Annotated in this window: 21 protein-coding genes; 14 read left to right on the forward strand and 7 right to left on the reverse strand. The window is 68.4% G+C overall.

What is annotated here, in order from left to right:
* Nucleotides 1-8 precede the first annotated feature (8 nt).
* The 13 genes from ctaD (at nucleotide 9) to JN22_RS24175 (ending at nucleotide 12,663) form a co-directional block, all read left to right on the forward strand.
* Nucleotides 9-1,619, forward strand: coding sequence for a cytochrome c oxidase subunit I (ctaD, locus tag JN22_RS24115; protein WP_085556307.1), 1,611 nt, complete (start codon nucleotides 9-11; stop codon nucleotides 1,617-1,619).
* A gap of 80 nt (nucleotides 1,620-1,699) precedes the next feature.
* Nucleotides 1,700-2,599, forward strand: a complete 900-nt coding sequence (gene cyoE / locus JN22_RS24120) for a heme o synthase (RefSeq protein ID WP_085556308.1) — start codon at nucleotides 1,700-1,702, stop codon at nucleotides 2,597-2,599.
* Entirely contained in the window at nucleotides 2,596-2,775 is a 180-nt protein-coding gene (locus JN22_RS24125; RefSeq protein WP_085556309.1) for a hypothetical protein, read from the forward strand. Before cyoE ends, JN22_RS24125 begins: the two co-directional genes overlap by 4 nt.
* Before the next feature lie 60 nt (nucleotides 2,776-2,835).
* Nucleotides 2,836-3,447 (forward strand): cytochrome c oxidase assembly protein, encoded by a 612-nt coding sequence (locus JN22_RS24130; protein ID WP_143268397.1) that lies wholly within the window; start codon nucleotides 2,836-2,838, stop codon nucleotides 3,445-3,447.
* A 20-nt stretch (nucleotides 3,448-3,467) separates the two neighbouring features.
* Nucleotides 3,468-4,352 (forward strand): cytochrome c oxidase subunit 3, encoded by an 885-nt coding sequence (locus JN22_RS24135; protein ID WP_085556311.1) that lies wholly within the window; start codon nucleotides 3,468-3,470, stop codon nucleotides 4,350-4,352.
* A gap of 53 nt (nucleotides 4,353-4,405) precedes the next feature.
* Nucleotides 4,406-4,726: a DUF983 domain-containing protein gene (locus tag JN22_RS24140; RefSeq protein ID WP_085557327.1), complete on the forward strand. Its 321-nt coding sequence runs from the start codon at nucleotides 4,406-4,408 to the stop codon at nucleotides 4,724-4,726.
* A gap of 4 nt (nucleotides 4,727-4,730) precedes the next feature.
* Nucleotides 4,731-5,498 carry an SURF1 family protein gene (locus JN22_RS24145; RefSeq protein ID WP_085556312.1) on the forward strand — a complete coding sequence of 256 codons (768 nt, stop codon included), beginning with the start codon at nucleotides 4,731-4,733 and terminating at the stop codon, nucleotides 5,496-5,498.
* Nucleotides 5,476-6,966, forward strand: coding sequence for a carboxypeptidase M32 (locus JN22_RS24150; RefSeq protein ID WP_085556313.1), 1,491 nt, complete (start codon nucleotides 5,476-5,478; stop codon nucleotides 6,964-6,966). The genes JN22_RS24145 and JN22_RS24150 overlap by 23 nt, the downstream gene beginning before the upstream one ends.
* Nucleotides 6,967-7,374: 408 nt before the next feature.
* Nucleotides 7,375-8,703, forward strand: a complete 1,329-nt coding sequence (locus tag JN22_RS24155; protein ID WP_085556314.1) for a glycoside hydrolase family 5 protein — start codon at nucleotides 7,375-7,377, stop codon at nucleotides 8,701-8,703.
* Between the two features lie 180 nt (nucleotides 8,704-8,883).
* Nucleotides 8,884-10,293 carry a threonine synthase gene (gene thrC, locus JN22_RS24160; protein WP_085556315.1) on the forward strand — a complete coding sequence of 470 codons (1,410 nt, stop codon included), beginning with the start codon at nucleotides 8,884-8,886 and terminating at the stop codon, nucleotides 10,291-10,293.
* Complete coding sequence (locus JN22_RS24165) at nucleotides 10,290-11,546, forward strand: M16 family metallopeptidase (protein ID WP_085556316.1); 1,257 nt, start codon at nucleotides 10,290-10,292, stop codon at nucleotides 11,544-11,546. The genes thrC and JN22_RS24165 overlap by 4 nt, the downstream gene beginning before the upstream one ends.
* A gap of 198 nt (nucleotides 11,547-11,744) precedes the next feature.
* A complete protein-coding gene (locus tag JN22_RS24170; RefSeq protein ID WP_085557328.1) occupies nucleotides 11,745-12,335 on the forward strand; it encodes a GNAT family N-acetyltransferase in 591 nt (196 codons plus the stop codon).
* Between the two features lie 124 nt (nucleotides 12,336-12,459).
* Entirely contained in the window at nucleotides 12,460-12,663 is a 204-nt protein-coding gene (locus tag JN22_RS24175) for a hypothetical protein (RefSeq protein ID WP_085556317.1), read from the forward strand.
* 79 nt (nucleotides 12,664-12,742) lie between these two features.
* Here JN22_RS24175 and JN22_RS24180 read toward each other — a convergent pair whose 3' ends face one another.
* From JN22_RS24180 to JN22_RS24210, 7 genes are all read right to left on the reverse strand, one after another.
* On the reverse strand, nucleotides 12,743-13,018 hold the full coding sequence (locus tag JN22_RS24180; RefSeq protein ID WP_085556318.1) for a hypothetical protein: 276 nt from the start codon (nucleotides 13,016-13,018) through the stop codon (nucleotides 12,743-12,745).
* Between the two features lie 135 nt (nucleotides 13,019-13,153).
* Nucleotides 13,154-14,473, reverse strand: coding sequence for a peptidoglycan -binding protein (locus tag JN22_RS24185; protein WP_085556319.1), 1,320 nt, complete (start codon nucleotides 14,471-14,473; stop codon nucleotides 13,154-13,156).
* Between the two features lie 43 nt (nucleotides 14,474-14,516).
* The gene (locus tag JN22_RS24190) at nucleotides 14,517-15,710 is read right to left on the reverse strand and encodes a DNA repair protein RecN (RefSeq protein WP_085556320.1); all 1,194 of its coding nucleotides are present in this window, start codon (nucleotides 15,708-15,710) and stop codon (nucleotides 14,517-14,519) included.
* 22 nt (nucleotides 15,711-15,732) lie between these two features.
* Nucleotides 15,733-16,473, reverse strand: coding sequence for an OmpA family protein (locus tag JN22_RS24195; RefSeq protein WP_085556321.1), 741 nt, complete (start codon nucleotides 16,471-16,473; stop codon nucleotides 15,733-15,735).
* Nucleotides 16,474-16,584: 111 nt separating this feature from the next.
* A complete protein-coding gene (locus tag JN22_RS24200; RefSeq protein ID WP_085556322.1) occupies nucleotides 16,585-17,406 on the reverse strand; it encodes an inositol monophosphatase family protein in 822 nt (273 codons plus the stop codon).
* Nucleotides 17,407-17,502: 96 nt separating this feature from the next.
* A complete protein-coding gene (gene efp, locus JN22_RS24205; protein WP_085556323.1) occupies nucleotides 17,503-18,069 on the reverse strand; it encodes an elongation factor P in 567 nt (188 codons plus the stop codon).
* A gap of 123 nt (nucleotides 18,070-18,192) precedes the next feature.
* Nucleotides 18,193-18,975: a calcium-binding protein gene (locus JN22_RS24210; RefSeq protein ID WP_085556324.1), complete on the reverse strand. Its 783-nt coding sequence runs from the start codon at nucleotides 18,973-18,975 to the stop codon at nucleotides 18,193-18,195.
* A gap of 250 nt (nucleotides 18,976-19,225) precedes the next feature.
* Here JN22_RS24210 and epmA point away from each other — a divergent pair, with 250 nt between their 5' ends.
* Entirely contained in the window at nucleotides 19,226-20,290 is a 1,065-nt protein-coding gene (epmA, locus tag JN22_RS24215; protein WP_085556325.1) for an EF-P lysine aminoacylase EpmA, read from the forward strand.
* Nucleotides 20,291-20,318 lie beyond the last annotated feature (28 nt).

Raw genomic sequence — 20,318 nt, forward strand, 5'->3', positions numbered from 1 at the left:
TTGAAGACATGGCAAACGCCAATCCGGGACAGGCCCACGGGCATGACCACGGGCACGACGACCACCACATGCCGGGGTTCGTGCAGCGCTGGTTCTATTCGACCAACCACAAGGACATCGGCACGCTCTATCTGATCTTCTCGGTGATCGCCGGGCTGATCGGCGGCCTGTTCTCCGTCATCATGCGCATGGAGTTGCAGCATCCCGGCCTGCAGATCGTCGGCGACGGCCAGATGTGGAACGTGCTGATCACCGCGCACGGCCTCATCATGGTCTTCTTCGTCGTGATGCCGGCGCTGATCGGCGGCTTCGGCAACTGGTTCGTGCCGCTCATGATCGGCTCGCCCGACATGGCCTTCCCGCGCATGAACAACATCAGCTTCTGGCTGATCGTGCCGGCCTTCCTGCTGCTGCTGGGCTCCGCCTTCGTCGGCACCGGCGCCGGCACCGGCTGGACGATCTACCCGCCGCTGTCCTCGCCGCTCGGCCATGGCGGGCCGTCGGTCGACATGGCGATCTTCGCGCTGCATCTGGCGGGCGCCAGCTCGATCCTGGGTGCCGTGAACTTCATCACCACCATCTTCAACATGCGCGCGCCGGGCATGACGCTGCACAAGATGCCGCTGTTCGTCTGGGCGATGCTGGTGACGGCCTTCCTGCTGCTGCTCGCCGTGCCGGTGCTGGGCGGCGCCATCACCATGCTGCTGACCGACCGCAACTTCGGCACCACCTTCTTCAACCCGGAAGGCGGCGGCGACCCGATCCTGTTCCAGCACCTGTTCTGGTTCTTCGGCCACCCCGAAGTCTACATCATGATCCTGCCGGCCTTCGGCATCATCAGCCACATCATCTCGACCTTCGCCAAGAAGCCGATCTTCGGCTACCTCGGCATGGCCTACGCCATGGTCGCCATCGGCGTCGTCGGCTTCGTCGTGTGGGCGCACCACATGTACACGGTCGGCCTCGACGTCAACACCAAGGCCTACTTCACCGCCGCGACGATGATCATCGCGGTGCCCACGGGCGTGAAGATCTTCTCCTGGGTCGCCACCATGTGGGGCGGGTCGATCGACTTCAAGGTGCCCATGCTGTGGGCGATCGGCTTCATCTTCCTGTTCACCGTCGGCGGCGTGACCGGCGTGGTGCTGGCCAACGGCGGCCTCGACAACGTCATGCACGACACCTACTACGTCGTCGCCCACTTCCACTACGTGCTGTCGCTGGGTGCCGTGTTCTCGATCTTCGCCGGCTGGTACTACTGGATCGGCAAGATGTCGGGGCGGCAGTATCCGGAGTTCTGGGGCAAGGTCCATTTCTACACGACCTTCATCGGCGTGAACCTGGTCTTCTTCCCGCAGCACTTCCTGGGTCTGGCCGGCATGCCGCGCCGCATCCCGGACTATCCGGACGCCTTCTGGGGGTGGAACATGATCTCCTCGCTGGGCGCCTACATCTCCTTCGCCTCGACCCTGCTGTTCGTCTGGATCGCCATCAAGACGCTGCGCAGCGGCGAGCGGGTGCCGGGCGCCTATTGGGGGCCGCAGGCCAGCACGCTGGAATGGACGGTCAGCTCGCCACCCCCGTTCCACGCCTTCGAGACCCTGCCGCAGGTCAAGTGAGTGCATGAGACGCCAGGACCGGGCGGCCCCCAGGCGGCGGCCCGGTCCCAGCCAAGGACAGGAAGCGGAGGTGGACGACGATGACCGATGTGACGCTTGAACGGGTTCCCGGCGCCTCCGCCGGCGACTACATCGAGCTGCTGAAACCGCGGGTCATGTCGCTGGTGGTGTTCACGGGCTTGGCCGGTCTGGTGCTAGCGCCCGGCCATATCCACCCGTTGATCGGCGCGGTCGCCGTGCTGTGCATCGCGGTGGGGGCGGGTGCCTCCGGCGCCATCAACATGTGGTACGACCGCGACATCGACGCGGTGATGACGCGCACCGCCAAGCGCCCGATTCCGTCGGGCCGGGTCGGCGCCGACGAGGCGCTGGGCTTCGGCGTCACCCTGTCGGCGCTGTCGACGCTGGTGATGGGCATCGCGGTGAACTGGACGGCGGCGGCGCTGCTGGCAATGACCATCGGCTACTACGTCTTCGTCTACACCATGGGGCTGAAGCGCCGCACGCCGCAGAACATCGTGATCGGCGGCGCGGCCGGCGCCTTCCCGCCGATGATCGGCTGGGCAGCGGTGACGGGTGGCGTGGAACTGCCCGCCATCCTGCTGTTCACGCTGATCTTCCTGTGGACGCCGCCGCATTTCTGGGCGCTGGCCCTGTTCCGCAACGGCGACTACACGCGGGCCGGCGTGCCGATGATGCCGGTGGTCGCCGGGCCGGACTCCACCAAGCGGCAGATGCTGCTCTACACGCTGGTGCTGCTGCCGGTGGCCGCGGCACCCTACTTCGTCGGGATCGCCGGGCCGGTCTATCTGGCCGCGTCGAGCGTGCTGGGTCTGATGTTCGTCGGCTGCGCCGTGCGCGTGCTGCGCGCCACCGACGACGGTCCGGCCAAGAAGATGTTCGGCTTTTCGATCCTGTACCTGTTCCTGCTGTTCGCCCTGATGATCGGCGAGCGGCTCGTCCTCGGAGGTGGGGCATGACCGTCATGGACCGCGAGATTCCCGAGCAGGCCGTCAAGCGGCAGGCCGTCAAGCGGCAGGCTGATGAGCGCGCCCGGCGGCTGCGCGGGCGCAACTACGCCGTGCTGGCGGCGCTGCTGGCCTTGGCCGTGCTGTTCTATGCCATCACCGTCGTGCGCATGGGCGTGGGGCACTAGCCGCCCCCGTCCAGGCGCTTCCGTCCAGCCGCCGTCGAAACCAGAGGGATGAGGACCGCGATGAACGACAAGCTCCGCCGCCGCAACCTCGTCATCCTGTCGTCGTTGTTCGGGCTGGTGTTCGGCATGGTCGGGCTGGCCTACGCGTCGGTGCCGCTCTATTCGCTGTTCTGCGCGGTCACCGGCTTCGGCGGTACGACCATGCGGGCGGACGCCGCCGCGGCGACGACCCTCGACCGCAAGATCACGGTCCGCTTCAACGCCGACACCAACACCGCGCTGCCCTGGTCCTTCCGGCCGGAGCAGAAGGACATGGTGCTGAAGCTGGGCGAGACCGGGCTCGCCGCCTACCGGGCGGAGAACCGGGCGGATAAGCCGACGGTCGGCACGGCGGTCTACAACGTCACCCCGGACAAGGCCGGGCGCTATTTCAACAAGCTGGAATGCTTCTGCTTCACCGAGCAGGTGCTCCAGCCCGGACAGGCGGTGGACATGCCGGTCGCCTTCTTCGTCGATCCGGCGATGAACGACGATCCCAACATGGCGGACGTCACCACCATCACGCTGTCCTACACCTTCTTCCGCGCCAAGGACAGCGACGCCGTCCTGGCGCAACGGGCGAACCAGGGAAGCAATCAAAAGGCGGCGCCCGGCGCGACCGCCACAAACTGAACCATTGGGGTAGAGAGACGATGGCCGACATCACCCACGGGCAAGTGCCGCACGTTGAACCGCCAGCCCAGCCGCATGCCCATGCCGCGGGCGGCGGCATCCCGCATCCCTACCACCTGCTGAAGCCCAGCCCCTGGCCCCTGCTCGGCGCCTTCGCCGGCGGCCTGCTGGCGACCGGTCTGGTCGTGTACATGCACGGCGGCGGCAAGCTGTTGATGATCCTGGGCGTGCTGGCCATCCTCGGCGTGATGTTCGGCTGGTGGCGCGCGGTCATCCACGAGGCGGTGACGGAGAAGGCCCACACCCCGGTGGTGAAGATCGGCCTGCGCTACGGCATGGCGCTGTTCATCGCCTCGGAGGTGATGTTCTTCGCCGCCTTCTTCTGGGCCTTCTTCGACGCGGCGCTGTTCCCCAAGGCGTCGCCGCTGAACCCCGACGCCCATTGGCCGCCGCCGACCATCGAGGTCATCTCGGCCTTCCACATGCCGCTGATGATGACGCTGACCCTGCTGCTGTCGGGCGTCACCGTCACCTGGGCGCACCACGCCATCATCGAGGGCAAGAACCGCGACGCGGCCAAGGCGCTGGGGTTGACCGTCCTGCTCGGCGTGCTGTTCACCTTCTTCCAGATCTACGAGTACGTCCACGCCACCTTCAAGTTCACCGACGGCATCTTCCCCTCGACCTTCTACATGGCGACCGGCTTCCACGGCTTCCATGTGTTCGTCGGCACCGTCTTCCTGATCGTCTGCTGGATCCGCACCATCAAGGGGCACTTCACCCCGCAGAGCCATTTCGGCTTCGAGGCGGCGGCCTGGTACTGGCACTTCGTCGACGTGGTCTGGCTGTTCCTGTTCGTGTCGGTCTACTGGTGGGGCAGCCACGGCGGCACCGTCGCCCACTGAGGCCCGGTCGGGTGAGCGGGTTCCATCCGAACGTCACCCCTTTCGCGGCGGGCATGCGGTGCGCGTGCCCGCGCTGCGGCCGGGGGCGGCTGTTCAAAGGCTATCTGGATGTCGCGGAGCGCTGCGATGTCTGCGGCCTCGATCTGGCGAAGGTCGACAGCGGCGACGGTCCCGCCGTCTTCCTGATCTTCATCCTTGGTTTCCTGGTGGTGCCCGTCGCGCTCTGGGTGTCGATGACGGTGGAGTGGCCGCTGTGGCTGCACGCCATCGTCTGGAGCGTCGTGGTGATCGGCCTGACGCTCGGCATGCTGCGGCCGGCCAAGGCCTATGTTATTGCCTTGCAGTACCGTTACCGCCGCAGCGAACTCGAATAGCCCGATGACCAGCGCGACCCGCCGTTTCCGCCCGTCGCTGCCGGCGACGCTGATGACCTTCCTCGCCGTCGCGCTCATGCTGGGGCTGGGGACGTGGCAGCTCCAGCGCATGGGCTGGAAGGCCGAGTTGATGGAGCGGGTGCGGGAGCGCGTGTCCGCGGCCCCCGCGCCGCTTCCGGCCGTGCTGGAGGATCCCGCCGCCTGGGAGTTCCGTCCGGTCACGGTGAGCGGGCGTTTCCTGAACGACAAGGATCTGCTGCTGCTCGCCCGGCCCCGCCAGGGGCAGGCGGGCTACGAGGTGATGACCCCGCTTCAGCGCGCCGACGGCGGGGTGGTGCTGGTCAACCGCGGCTTCGTTCCGATGGACAGGCGCGATCCGGCGTCCCGCGCCGCCGGCCGTGTCGAGGGCGAGACCTCGCTGCGGGGGATCGTCCGCCTGCCGCAGCCGGCCGGCCTGTTCCAACCCGGCAACAGTCCCGGCGCCGAGGTCTGGCTGCGCGCCGATCCGCCGGCGATGGCGGCGGCGCTGGGGCTGCCAGCCGTCGCCCCCGTGCTGGCCCCCGTGATCGTCGAGGCGCTGCCGGGTCAGGTCCCCGGCGGGCTGCCGGCCGGGATCGAGCCGCGCGTCGAGCTTCCCAACAACCACCTGCAATACGCTTTGACCTGGTACGGGCTTGCGGCCACGCTCGTGGCGGTCTACCTGCTGTCGCAGCGCAGACGCGCCGACACGAGAACGGATGGGCCGACGCATGACCGCTTATCGGGAGCTTGAACGCCGCTACGCCCGCATCGCCGCCATCGGCGACGCGCTGGGCATTCTCGGCTGGGACACGCAGACGATCATGCCGGAGGGCGCCAACGACGGCCGCGCCGAGCAGACCGCGACCCTGTCGGTGCTGGCGCACGAGATGGCGACCGATCCCCGCATCGGCGACCTGCTGGCGGAAGCGGAGACGGACGGCGCTCTCGACGCGTGGCAGCGCGCCAATCTGCGCGAGATGCGCCGCAACTACGTCCACGCCACCGCCGTGCCGGCCGATCTGGTGGAGGCGACCAGCAAGGCCGTGTCGGTCTGCGAGATGACGTGGCGCGGCGCGCGGGCCGACAGCGATTTCGCGGCGCTGCTGCCCTCGCTGACCGAGGTGCTGGCCCGTGTCCGCGAGGGGGCCGAGGCGCTGGGCGGCGTGCTGGGCGTGTCGCCCTACGACGCGCTGCTCGACGCCCACGATCCCGGCGCGCGGGCCGAGCGCATCGACATGGTGTTCGCCGATCTGGCGTCCTTCCTGCCCGACCTGATCGGCCGCGTTCTCGACAGGCAGGCCGCCGAGCCGCCGCCGATCCGGCCCACCGGCCCGTTCCCGGTCGAGACCCAGCGGGCGCTCGGCGTGCGGATGATGGAGCGGATGGGGTTCGACTTCCGCCGCGGCCGGTTGGACGTGTCGCTGCATCCCTTCTGCGGCGGCGCCACCGACGACGTCCGCATCACCACCCGATACGACGAGGGGGATTTCGCCAACGCGCTGATGGGCGTGTTGCACGAAACCGGCCACGCGCTCTACGAACAGAACCGGCCGCGCGCCTGGCTGACGCAGCCGGTGGGGCAGGCTCGGGGCATGGCGGTGCATGAGAGCCAGTCGCTCATCATGGAGATGCAGGCCAGCCGCTCCGCCGAGTTCCTGACCTGGCTGGCCCCGGTGGCGCGCGAGGCCTTCGGCGGCGAGGGGCCGGCCTGGGAGGCCGCCAACCTGCGGCGCCTGTACAGCCGGGTCGAACGCGGCCTGATCCGCGTCGAGGCCGACGAGGTGACCTACCCGGCGCACGTCATCCTGCGCTACCGGTTGGAGAAGGCGATGATCGCCGGCGATCTGGCGCTGGCCGACCTGCCGGGCGCCTGGAACGACGGCATGGCCGAACTGGTGGGCGTGGTGCCGCCCGACGACCGGCGCGGCTGTTTGCAGGACATCCACTGGCCGGGCGGCGGATGGGGCTATTTCCCGAGCTACACGTTGGGCGCCATGACGGCGGCGCAGTTGTTCGATGCCGCGCGCCGTGCCGATCCCGAGATCGTCCCCGCCCTGGCGCGCGGCGAGTTCGCGCCGCTGGCCGCGTGGCTGCGGGTGAACGTCCACGAGACGGGGTGCCTGCACGCGTCCGGCGACGAGCTGCTGACGGCGGCCACCGGCCGGCCGCTCGACGCGTCGGTGTTCAAGCGGCATCTGGAGACGCGCTATCTGGGGTGAGTGCCGACGGACCCTCTCCAGTCCATTTGAATCCAAAAGCCCTTCTTCCCCTTGGAAGAGGGGCTTTTTTTTATCGTTGAGGTGGTGTCGCTTCCGGTCTCCGAGCCCATCGGGGCCGCCTTTCACTCCCCGATCTCCAAGAATTCAAAAAACTTCTTTGCAAAAACGGGTGAGATCTAATCCATCATAGACGGTCCATCCCATTAACTTAAAATTTTACCGAAACGCCCCCATCCAAGAGGCCATGCCGCTTTCACCGCACATCTTAATCAATTCTTTCGCGACTTCGGGCCGGATTTGGTCACAGCGCGGCGATGCTCGCCGGAAACGAGGCGAATACTGGTAATGTCTCGTTAACCATAACCGGCCAATCTCTGCCCAACGCAAACGGCAACGAGATTTCGCACCATGAGCATCGCCAAGGGCTTCCTGCACACGGATGGCAACCAGATCGTTGATTCCTCGGGTCAGAATGTGAAGCTTACGGGTGTCAACTGGTTCGGGGCGGAGGGCTACGCCTTCAACCCGAACGGGATGGACACCAAGGGCTACTGGCACATGATGGACCAGATGAAGACCCTCGGGTTCAACACCATCCGTCTGCCGTGGAGCGATGCGATGCTCGACGGCGACCGCAAGCCGACGGGCATCGACTATTCCAAGAATCCTGACCTCGAAGGCAAGACCACGCTGGAGGTCTTCGACAAGATCATCGACTACGCCGGCCGCATCGGCCTGAAGGTCATCCTCGACCACCACCGTTCGGACGATGGCGCCTCGGCCAACGAGAACGGGCTCTGGTACACGGACAAGTACCCGGAGTCGAAGATGATCGAGAATTGGAAGATGCTGGCGACCCGCTACGCCGGCAACGACACGGTGGTCGGCGCCGACCTGCACAACGAGCCGCACGGTCAGGCCACCTGGGGCGACGGCAACCAGGCCACCGACTGGGCCGCCGCCGCCGAGCGCATCGGCAACGCCATCCAGACCGTCAACAAGGACTGGCTGCTGATGGTCGAGGGCGTCGAGATCCAGGGCGACAGCTGGGAATGGTGGGGCGGCAACCTGCGTGGTGCCAAGGAGCACGGCATCGAGTTCAACACGCCGGACAAGCTGGTCTACTCGGTCCACTCCTACGGCCCGTCGATCCACCAGATGAGCTGGTTCAACGACGAGGACTATCCGAACAACCTGCCGGAGGTCTACAACGACAACTGGGGCTGGATGCTGAAGGAGAACAAGCATCCGGTGCTGGTCGGCGAGTTCGGCGGCAAGCTCGACACCCAGCAGGACCAGCAGTACATCGCCAAGCTGATCCAGTACATGAACGGCGACTTCGACGGCAACGGCACCAACGACCTCGGCGCCGGCAAGCAGGGAGCGAGCTGGACCTACTGGTCGTGGAACCCGAACTCGGGCGACACCGGCGGCATCCTGAAGGACGACTGGACCAGCGTCGACTGGACCAAGATGAACGCCGTGAAGCCCGGCCTGTTCGCCGGCGGCGGCGGCGCGCCGAAGGCGGCCTCGGCCTCGCTCGATGCGACGGCGGATCACGGCGCCGGCCAGACCGATGTCTGGGCGCACACGGTGGCGCAGGCCAACGCGGCCGACACCTCGGCGGCCTCGGTCGCGGCGGACACCCACGGCACGACGACGGCGGGCGATCTGGCGGCCTTCGAGGCGGCGCAGCTCCATACCCTCCATCACGACGGCGACCCGGCCCTGGTCTGACGATCGGAGGCCGACAGGCCACGGAAGGCGTAGCGCGGTGAGCGCATGGCCCCCCGTCCGCAAGGGCGGGGGGCTTTTTCTTGCCCGGTCCCGTCTTTGACTTATGCTTGGTGCCCGCGCCGCTTGCGCGCGCGGGGCCGCCTCGCTAACTATGCCTTCCTCATCGGACGGAGTGGACAAGTGCAGTACGTCAGCACGCGGGGCGCGGCCCCGGTTCTGGGTTTCGAGGACGTTCTCCTGGCCGGGCTGGCCCGCGACGGCGGCCTCTATGTGCCGGCGAGCTGGCCGCAATTCTCGGCCGACGAAATCCGGAGCCTGCGCGGGCTGCCCTACAGCGAGATCGCCGTCCGCGTGATGCTGCCCTTCCTGGGCGGCGCCATCGCCGAGGACGCGTTCCGCGCCATCGTCAAGGACGCCTACGCCGCCTTCGACCATGGGGCAGTGACCCCGCTGGTCCAGCTCGACCAGCGCAACTGGGTGCTGGAGCTGTTCCACGGGCCGACGCTGGCCTTCAAGGACGTGGCGCTGCAACTGCTCGGCCGCCTGTTCGACCATGTGCTGGCCAAGCGCGGCCAGCGGGTGACCATCGTCGGCGCCACCTCCGGCGACACCGGCTCGGCGGCCATCGAGGCCTGCCGCGACCGCCAGAACGTCGACATCTTCATCCTGCACCCGAAGGGCCGCACGTCCGAGGTGCAGCGCCGGCAGATGACCAGCGTGCTCTCCTCCAACGTCCACAACGTCGCGGTCCACGGCACCTTCGACGATTGCCAGGACATCGTGAAGGCGCTGTTCAACGACACGGACTTCCGCGACCGGATGGGCCTGTCGGCGGTGAACTCGATCAACTGGGCGCGCATCATGGCCCAGGTCGTCTATTACTTCACCGCCGCCGTGGCTCTGGGCGCGCCCGACCGCAAGATCGCCTTCACCGTGCCGACCGGCAATTTCGGCAATGTCTACGCCGCCTACGGCGCGCGGGCGATGGGGCTGCCGATCGAGAAGCTGGTGGTGGGCTCGAACTCCAACGACATCCTGGCACGCTTTTTTGCGAGCGGCACCATGTCCGCGGCGCCGGTCGTGCCTACTTTGAGTCCCAGCATGGACATCCAGATCTCCTCCAACTTCGAGCGGCTGCTGTTCGACCTGCTGGGCCGCGACGGCGCCGCGGTGACGGACGCGCTGAACCGTTTCCGGACCGAGGGCAAGTTCGCCGTCACCGAGGCGCAGCTCGCCGACGCGCTGGCGGTCTTCTCCGGCCACCGGGTCGACGAGGACGCCACCATGGCGACCGTCGCCGCCACCTGGGAGGAAAGCGGCTATCTGCTCGACCCCCACACGGCGGTCGGCGTCGCCGCCGCCAAGGCCGACCCGCTCGACCCGGCCATCCCGATGGTGGTGCTCGCCACCGCGCACCCCGCCAAGTTCCCCGACGCGGTGGAGAAGGCGACCGGCCGCCGGCCGCCGCTGCCGCCCCGCCTTTCCGACCTTTATGAGCGCGAGGAGCGACTGTCCGAACTGCCCAACGAGGTTGCGGCCGTTCAGGAGTTCGTCGCCGCCCGCGCCCGCGCCGCCCAGGAGGCCGCATGACCATCCGTGTGACGACACTGCCCAACGGGCTGCGTGTCGCGACCGACACCATGCCCGATGTGCAGTCCGTCTCGCTCGGCTGCTGGGTCGGGGTGGGAACCCGCAACGAGGCGGCCAGCGTCAACGGCGTGGCCCATCTCGTCGAGCATATGCTGTTCAAGGGCACCGCGCGCCGCTCGGCCTTCCGCATCTCCGAGGAGATCGAGAATGTCGGCGGGCAGCTCAACGCCTACACGACCCGCGAGCAGACCGCCTACTACGCCAAGGTTCTGCATGAGGATGCCCCGCTGGCGCTCGACATCCTCGCCGACATGATCCAGCATTCGGCGCTCGACGCCGAGGAGCTGGTGCGCGAGCGCACGGTCGTGCTTCAGGAGATCGGCCAGAGCGCCGACACCCCGGACGACATCATCTTCGACCATTTCCAGGCAACCGCCTATCCGGGGCAGGCGCTCGGCCGGCCGGTGCTGGGCTCGTCCGAGATCGTCGGCAGCCTGCCGCGCGAGGCGCTGGTCGACTACATCGGCGGCCATTACGGCGCGCCCGGCATGGTGCTGTCCGCCGCCGGCCGCATCGAGCACGACCGCATGGTCGATCTCGCCTTCAAGGCGTTCGGCGACCTGCCGAACCAGGCGCCGCCGAAGCCGGAGGCCGCGCGCTACGCCGGTGGCGACTACCGCGAGGCCCGCGACCTGGAGCAGATGCATCTGGTGCTCGGCTTCGACGGGGTCGGGGTGCATGATCCCGACTTCTACGCCCATTCGGTGCTGTCGACCCTGCTGGGCGGCGGCATGTCGTCCCGCCTGTTCCAGGAGGTTCGGGAGAAGCGCGGGCTGGTCTACTCCATCTACACCTTCACCGGCGGCTACCACGACGGCGGCCTGTTCGGCGTCTATGCCGGCACTGGCGAGGACGAGGTGGCGGAGCTGGTGCCGGTCGTCTGCGACGAGCTGGCCAAGGTCGGCGAGGACGTCACCGAGGACGAGGTCGCCCGTGCCCGCGCCCAGTTGAAGGCCGGCACGTTGATGGCGCTGGAAAGCACCATGTCGCGCTGCGAGCAGCTCGGCCAACAGTTGCTGATCTACGATCGCCCGATCCCGGTCGAGGAGATCGTGACGAAGATCGACGCGGTGGACCGCGCCTCGGTGGTGAACGCCGCCCAGCGTCTGCGCCGCAGCCGTCCGACCGTCGCCGCGCTCGGCCCGATCGACCGGCTGGAAGACTACGACCGCATCGCGGAGCGCCTCGCCTGACGATGGGAACGCCGTCCATTCCCTTTCCATCCTCCCCGCTTTCCTCTCCCTTCCCCCCCGGGGAGAGGGGTGGGGTGAGGGGGATGCGTCGCGTGGAGCGTCCGGCAGGCGGAACCCCCTTACCCCACCCCTTTCCCCGGGGGGAAGAGGGAAACGGACGAGGGGTTGGCGTCGTGAATGGGGTCCGGGGTGGTCGGCATGATCCGCCTGCTCGGCGGCGGCCTGATCAGCCCGCCGGCCATGCGGCTGGACGGGCCTTCCTGCTACATCCGGCCCCCGCTGCCGCGCGACTGGCGCGAATGGGCCGATCTGCGCGCCGACTCCCGTGCCTTCCTCACCCCGTGGGAGCCGACTTGGCCGACGGATGCGCTGACTCGCACCGCCTTCGGGCGCCGGCTGCGGCGTCAGGCCCAGGAATGGCGCGACGACGAGGGCTACAGCTTCCTGATCTTCGACCGCAACAGCGACGCGCTGGTCGGCGGGCTTGGCCTTACCAACATCCGCCGTGGCGTCGCCCAGATGGGAACGCTCGGCTATTGGGCCGGGCAGCGTCACGCCCGGCGCGGCTACGTGTCCGGCGGCACCCGGCTGATGCTGGATTTCGCCTTCGGACAGTTGGGGCTGCACCGCATCGAGGCGGCCTGCCTGCCGACCAACCTCGCCAGCCGCGGCCTGCTGGAAAAGGTCGGCTTCACCCATGAAGGCTACGCGCGCGGCTACCTGCGCATTGACGGGGCGTGGCGCGACCATGTGCTCTACGCGGTGCTGCGCGAGGAGTGGAAGGGGTAGGAAGATCGGCCGGAAGAGCTGGTCTACCCCCATTTCGTACCGTTCTAGGACGATTGGCTTAACCAGCCATTAACCCGGTATCCCGCACAATTCGGCATGTTTGAACGCCACATATGGTGACAAAATGTCGATCAAGCCGATCTGGACGAAAGAAAGCCCCCACCGTTACGCCGTGGAGCATTCCGGTCGCCGTGTCGAGCTGCAATATGAGGAAGCCGGCTTCCAAAGCGGTTGGGCGGTCTATGCCGGCGAAACCCTGGTCCGTCGCTGCGCCGAGCTGATGCAGGCGCGCGGCGTCGCGGTGGCGGTCGCCACGGGCGCCGCCTGATGCTCTCGCCGCGCGGGTTGGGCGAACGCGACGGTTCGCTCAACGATGCGCGGCGGGGTGATGACCGGGAAAGCGTCGCCTACTTCCTCGGCGGCGTGGCGGTCTGGTTCTGAGGCGTCTGGTGCTGCTGGCTTTCCGCCTGCTGCTTGGCCTCATCCTTCTTGTTCGCCTCGTGGTGCCCGACGACACAGCCCACGGCGGCTCCGGCGACGCCATGGCCGGACCCGACCATGTGGCCGGCGGCCCCACCGACGGCGGCACCCTTCAGGCACCCCTTGGCCTCCGCACCCTGCGGAACGCTCGCCAAGCCCATGGCCAGCGCGGCAACGGCCAATGACGCAGCAATCGCTTTCATGACGGCCTCCTCCTCGTTCGGTAAGAGGGAAACCTCCAGGCGCGTCGCGCGGTTCCTTAAGGCCCGGACAACCCTGATCCCCGGTGGACGCTGGATCGACGCCAGATCACCGCCGCCCGCTCGCCCCTGCCCAAGTCACCTCTGATCGAGCTTGATCTCGATGCGGCGGTTGCGCGACAGCGCCTCCTCCGAGGTGCCGGGGTCGAGGGGCTGGAACTCGCCGAAGCCGGCGGCGGCCAGACGTTCGGCCGGGATGCCCTGGTCGATCAGGTACTTGACCACCGAGATGGCGCGGGCCGAGGACAGCTCCCAGTTCGACGGGAATTGCAGGCGCACCGGCCGGATGTCGGTGTGGCCGTCCACCCGCAGCACCCAGCTGATGTCCGGGGGGATCGCCTTGCCGACCTCGATCAACGTGCGCGCCAGATCGGCGAGCCGCTGCTTGCCGGCCTCCTCCAGCGTCGCCGAGCCCGACGGGAACAGCAGCTCCGACTGGAAGACGAAACGGTCGCCGACGATCCGCACGTCGGGACGGCTGCCCAGCGCCTCGCGCACCCGGCCGAAGAACTCCGAGCGGTAGCGCGACAGGTCCTGCACCTTGGCGGCCAGCGCCTGGTTCAGCCGCGCGCCCAGCTCGGCGATCTGCACCTTCTGCTCGGCCGACGCCTTCTCCGACGCCTCCAGCACGGTGGCGATGCGGGCGAGCTGTTCGCGCAAGGCCAAAAGCTGCTGGTTCAGGATGTCGACCTGCTGGCGGCTCTTGCCGCCCTCCGCCTGCTCGCCGGCCAGCGACGCCAGAAGCTCCCTGATGCGGATGTCGCGCTGGTCGATCTCCTTCTGCGCCAGCATCGTCTTCTCGCCTGATTCGGCGAGCTGCGTCTCCAGCGCCTTGGCGCGGTCGCGCGTGGTGCCGAGTTCGGCCAGCAGGGCTTGGCGCTGCTCCTCGGTCAGCCTGGTCGCGGCGGCGGCGGCGGCCAGCTCGCCCTCCAGCTTCTGCCGGGCCTCGCGCAACGCCTTGATGTCGTTCTGGAGGCTGAGGATCTCCCTCAGCTTCAGCTCGAAGCTCTCGCGGTCGACGCGGACGTTGCGCTGAAGCTCCTCCAGGGCGCGGGCGGTGCGGTCGCGGTCCTCCTGAAGCTGGCCCAGGCTGACCGTCATGTCGTCGCGCGTGGCGACGGAGCTTTGCAGCTCGGTCGAGAGCTGGGTGATGTTGACCCGCAGATCGGCGTTGGCCTCGCGCTCCAGCGCCAGCAGGTCGTTCATCTCCGCGACCTTGCGGTTGAGCGCGACGAGCTGCTCGTCGCGCCCGGTCAGGGCGGAGGCCAGATAGAACTGGGCGACCACGAAGACCATCAGCAGGAAGATGACCACCATCACCAGCGACGACAAGGCGTCCACCCAGCCGGGCCAGGCGCTGGCGTCGCGGTGACCGTTGCGGCGGCTGAGGCTGGCCATGGGGTGATCCTTGTTGGGGGCCTTGGGACGTCGGCGCTCGACGTCAGCGCTGCGGCTGGTCGGCCTCTTCGGCCAGCGCCGCGATGGTGCGGGCGAGCAGCTTGATCTCGCTGCGGATTTCCTGCACCGCCTGGACGCGCCCGCTGGAGGATTCCTCGACGATGCGGGCCAGATAGATGTCCATGTTGCGCAGATGCTGGCGCGAGGCGTCGTCGAAGCCGCCGATCGCCGCCTCTGACAGCCGGTCGAGCAGCGCCTTCATCTCGATCTGGCTCTCGCCCAGCCGCAGCAGGAGCTGCTGCTCGGCCCGCATGTGGTCGGTCAGGGTCGACAGACGCTCGGTCAGCGCCATCAGGTTGGCGTTGGCGGCGCGGCGCCCTTCCTCGGCGTTGGCCACGGTGCGTTGAAGCGCCTCCATGTTCTCGGCGGTCTGTTCCAGCAGGGCGTGCAGGTAGGCCGGGACGCCGTGGTCGCCGGTCTCCAGCCCGCCGGCCGCGCCGCTCGACAGCCGGGTGGCGGTGGACAGCCAGTCCTCCAGATCCTGGAAGAAGCGGTTGTGGGCCTGGCTGGCCTGAAGCTCCAGGAAGCCCAGCACCAGCGAGCCGGCCAGACCGAACAGCGAGGAGCTGAAGGCGGTGCCCATGCCGACCAGCGGCGCTTCCAGCCCCTGCTGGAGGTTGGAGAACATGGCGCCGACGTCGCCGCCATGCACCGACAGGCTGCCGATCACGCCGCCGACCGACTGCACCGTGTGCAGCAGGCCCCAGAAGGTGCCGAGCAGGCCGAGGAAGATCAAAAGCCCGATCAGGTAGCGCGACAGCTCCCGCGATTCGTCGAGCCGCGAGGCGATGCCGTCGAGCAGCGAGCGCATCGACAGCGCCGACAGCATCAGCCGGCCGCGCCGCTCGCCCAGCATGCGGGCCATCGGTGCCAGCAGCACCGGCTCCTGCATGCTGGCGGCGGGGACGCCGGTCTGGTACTTGGCCAGCCACTCGACCTCCGGGCGCAGCATCAGCACCTGCCGGAAGATGAAGACGATGCCGGCGATCAGCGTGCCGAGAATGACGCCGTTCAGCGGCGCGTTGTTCATGAAGGCGGAGCGCAGCGCCGGGAACAGAAGCCCGCACACCGCCACCACCACGACCAGGAACAGGATCATCCGGGTCAGGAAGCGTTCCGGGCGTGTCATCGGGGCGGAGACCTCCAGCGGTCGGATCGGGGCGATTGCTGCGCTCATCGGGCCTCTGCGTTGGGCGATGCTACTCGTTGAGGAACTCGACATCGATGCGGTCGGGGGTGCCGCCGCTCCCGGTGTCGATGCCAAGCGCACGGACATCGATCCGGCTGCTGCGGACCCCGAAGGCGGTCAGCCGCTCGCGCAGCGACAGGGCGCGGGCCAACGACAATTGACGCGCCTCGCGGGCGGTTTCGCTCGTGCCGGTGGCGTAGGAGCGCAACTGCAAGCGTGCGGTGTCGCTGGCGCGCAGGCGCTGCACGATCCGGTCGACCGTCTCATCGGCCGCATCCGGCAGATTGGTGGCGGCGCCATCGAACACAAGGCTCAAAACAGCAGAGGGGGTGGCACTCGCCGCCGGGGGTGCCGCGTCGGGAGAAGGGGGAAGAGCGGCCGTCTCCGTTCGCGACGGAGCGGGGGAAACGGGGGAGGGCGGAGTCGCCGCCACGGCCGGGGGCGGGGCGGGTGCCGCGGCCGGAGCCGGCGCCTTGCCGGGGGCCGGGGCCGTGCGCTGGGCCGCCCCCTCGATCAGATCGGGCAGCGGCGGGGCGGTCATCGGGACCGGGGTCACGAAGCGGGGTGGCGCCTTGACGGGTTTCTGGGAGCCGAGGTTGGGGCGCGGCGGGACGGGCAGGGGGGCCGCGTTCTCCAGCGTCAGCCGTTCCGGGGCGGCCTTGACCGGGGGAACCGCCGCGACGGCCGTGCCGGCGCACAGGGTGCACAGGGCGACCGCGCGTCCGAACAGGATCGGCGCAGCGCGGCGCATGCGGTCGGCAAATTCCCAACGATCCAAGGCGATGATTCCACTTACACCCGAGGCCCCGGAACCATAGCCCATCGATCGCGTCAGCGACAATGGGCTTGGGGCCGGGGCATATTACGCCTTGGCGGGCTCGGCGCGCTTGTCGGCGGCACCCTTCAGCAGCCGGGTGACCGGCACCTGGAGGTGGGAGTTGGTCGCCAGGATCGAGTTGCCGAACACCGGGTTGCGGCCGCCGCCGATCTCGCCGACGAAGCCTCCGGCCTCGGTCACCAGCAGCGCGCCGGCCGCCGAGTCCCAGGGGGCCAGCCCGCGCTCCCAATAGCCGTCGAAGCGGCCGGCCGCCACATAGGCGAGGTCGAGCGACGCCGCGCCGAAGCGGCGGATGCCCGCCACCTCCTTCATCACCGCCTCGGCCTCGGCGAGGAAGCCGGCGTGGTCGCCGCGCCCCTTGAAGGGAATGCCGGTGGCGAGCAGGCAGTCCTCCAGCCGGCGGCGCTCGGAGACGCGCAGGCGCTGGTGGTTCATGAAGCTGCCCTGGCCCTTCTCGGCCCAGAACATCTGGTCGCCGACCGGCTCATAGACGACGCCGGCGAGGATCTCGCCGTTCTTCTCCATGGCGATGGAGATGGCCCAGTGCGGCAGGCCGTGCAGGAAGTTGGTCGTGCCGTCGAGCGGGTCGACGATCCAGCGCGACGAGGCGTCGCTGCCCTTGCTGCTGCCGCTCTCCTCCATCAGGAAGCCGAAGTCGGGCCGCGCCTTCTGCAACTCCTCGCGCAGGAGCTTCTCGGCCTTGAGGTCGGCGTTGGACACGAAGTCCGAGGGGCCCTTGCGCGACACCTGGAGGTGTTCGACCTCGCCGAAGTCGCGGACGAGACCCTTGGCCGCCTTTTCGGCGGCGCGGACCATCACGTTGATGAGAGCGGAGCGGGTGGCCATGACCGTGAATGTACCGTTCTGTGCGGAAACCGGAAAAGAATACACCGGCCCCCGCGGAAAGCGAGGGCCGGTGGCATCGCGACAAACCGAAAAAGGTCAGTCCTTGGCGCGCTCGACATACTCGCCGGTGGCGGTGTCGACGACGACGCGGGTGCCGGCCTCGATGTGCGGCGGAACCAGGATCGAGACGCCGTTCTCCAGCTTGGCCGGCTTGTAGGAGGAGGAGGCCGTCTGGCCCTTCACCACCGGGTCGGACTCGGTGATGGTCAGGGTGACCTTGCCGGGGATCTCGACGCCGAGCGGGCTGCCCTCGTGGCTCTGCACGGTGACTTCCATGCCGTCCTGGAGGAAGACGGCCGGCTCGCCGATGATGTCGCGCGGAATGCTGACCTGCTCGAAGCTTTCCTTGTCCATGAAGGTGAAGCTGTCACCCTCGGCGTACAGGAAGGTCATCTCATGCTCGTCCAGGCGGGCCCGCTCAACCGTCTCCTGGGTGCGGAACCGTTCGATCGACTTGGTGCCGGTGCGCACGTCCTTCATTTCGAGCTGGATGAAGGCGCCGCCCTTGCCGGGCTGGACGATGGCGGTCTTCGTGATGACCCAGAGCTTTCCGTTGTGCTCCAGCACATGGCCGGGGCGCATCGTGTTGGCGTTGACCTTCATGGCTTACTCATGATTTCCAAGATACGGGCGGCGGCGACCGTAGCAGCTTGACCCGCCATAGGCAACGCCGCGCAAGGGTTCCCGCCGCTCCGTTCGGATGATTCCCGGTTGTTTTCGCCGCTTTCAGGCGATCTGGAACCAGGAGGTCTTCACCTGGTTCGCCGAAACGCCGGCCAGCGTCATCGAGCCGCCGTCACCGAAGGACAGCCGCGCGTTCCCCTGGATGTCCGCCGACACGCTCCAGGACAGCCCGCCGGTCAGCATGATGCGGTCGCCCTGGGCGAAGCTGAAGTCCTGCACGATGTCGGCGCCGCCGCCGGGGGCCGCCACGAAGCGGTCGGCTCCGGCGCCGCCGATCAGCAGGTCGTCGCCGGTGCCGCCGATCAGCGTGTCGGCTCCGGTGCCGCCGTCCAGCGTGTCGTTGCCGGCGCCGCCGAACAGCCGGTCCGCGCCGCCCAGACCGGACAGGCTGTTGTCCGAGCCGTTGCCGGTCAGGACGTTGTTCAGGCCGTTGCCGGTACCGTTGGTCGCGCTGGCGAGCAGCGTCAGGTTCTCCACCTGGTCGGGCAGGGTGGCGTCGATCCAGGCGCGGACCTCGTCGGTGCCGCCCCACAGCGTCTCGACGATGCGGTCCCTCGGGTTGTCGTAGTAATAGATGTCGTTGCCGCTGCCGCCGACCATCACGTCTGCCCCGGCGCTGCCGTCCAGCAGGTCGTCGCCGCTGTTGCCGAACAGCCAGTCGTTGCCGTAGCCGCCGCGCAGTTCGTCGTCGCCGCCCAGCCCGATCTGGATGTCGGCACCCTCCTTGCCGTCCATGTAGTCGAACCCGGAGTTGCCGATCATCAGGTCGATGCCGGCGGTGCCTTGAAGCCAGTTCACCAGGGTCTTGCCGATCAGCAGGGCCATCTGTCCGCTCTCCGTCCGATGGGGGTGGAATGGAAGGGTCGTTGAATGGCTTCCACCCTAAATTTCGGACAAATGCCTGTCTTTTGCGCGGGCGGGTGATGGCCGGGAAGGGAGGGCGCGTCCGGCGGCGATACCCTGTTCGCAGGGCGGACGCGCGTCCGCGCCCGGCCCTTGCGGTTCGGGGGCGCCGATGGTCTGATGCCGGCGCTTTCGCGTTCCGTCCCGCCGCCCCTTCGAGGTCGCCCGTCCGATGCCGTCTTCCTCCATGCTTCCCCCCTGGCATCCCCGCGAGTTCGCCCGCCGCCGCCCCTTCCTCTCCGCGCGCGGGCGGGTGCTCGGGGCGGTCCGCCGCTTCTTCGAGGAGCACGCCTTCGTCGAGGTCGACACCCCGGCGCTTCAGGTCTCGCCGGGGATGGAGCCGCATCTCCAGGCTTTCGCGACCGACCTCCAGGGGCCGCACCCCGACGACCGCCGCAGGCTGTACCTGCACACCAGCCCGGAATTCGCCATGAAGAAGCTGCTGGTCGCCGGTGTGCCGCGCCTCTGGCAACTGGCGCACGTCTACCGCAACGGCGAGCGGTCGGGCACCCACGCGCCGGAATTCTCGATGCTGGAATGGTACCGGGCGGGGGAGGGCTACCGCAGCCTGATCGGGGACTGCCAGGAGCTGCTGCGCGGCGGGGCGGAAGCCGGCGGGCACCGCCGCTTCGCCTTTCGCGGCATGGAGTGCGATCCCTTCAAGGAGTGGCGCATCCTGACGGTGCCGGATGCCTTCCTCGAATATGCCGGGATCGACCTGATGGCGACCTGCGACGGCAGCCACGAGCCCGATCCGGCGGCGCTGGCCGCGGAATCGGCGCGGATCGGCATCGCGCCGCACGACGGCGACCGCTGGGAGGACATCGTCTTCCGCATCATGTTCGACCGCATCGAGCCGCATCTGGGCGCCGGCGTGCCCTGCGTGCTGACCGACTACCCGCTGTGCATGGCGGCGCTGTCGCGGCCAAAGCCGGGGAACCCCCGTCTGGCCGAGCGTTTCGAACTGTACGCCTGCGGGCTGGAACTGGCCAACGCCTTCGGCGAACTGACCGACGCGGCGGTCCAGCGCGCCCGCTTCGAGGCGGACATGGAGCTGAAGCAGCGTCTCTACGGCGAGCGTTTTCCGGTCGATGAGGAGTTCCTCGCCGCGCTGGAGCACGGCATGCCGGAGAGCAGCGGCATCGCCATGGGCTTTGACCGGCTGGCGATGCTGTGCAGTGGGGCGGAGGACATCGGGCAGGTGCTCTGGTTGCCGGTGGCCGACGCGAGAGGGTGACGGGATGGCGATGAGCCCATCCGCAGAG

This window comes from Azospirillum agricola (assembly GCF_020005195.1).
Lineage (GTDB): Bacteria > Pseudomonadota > Alphaproteobacteria > Azospirillales > Azospirillaceae > Azospirillum > Azospirillum agricola.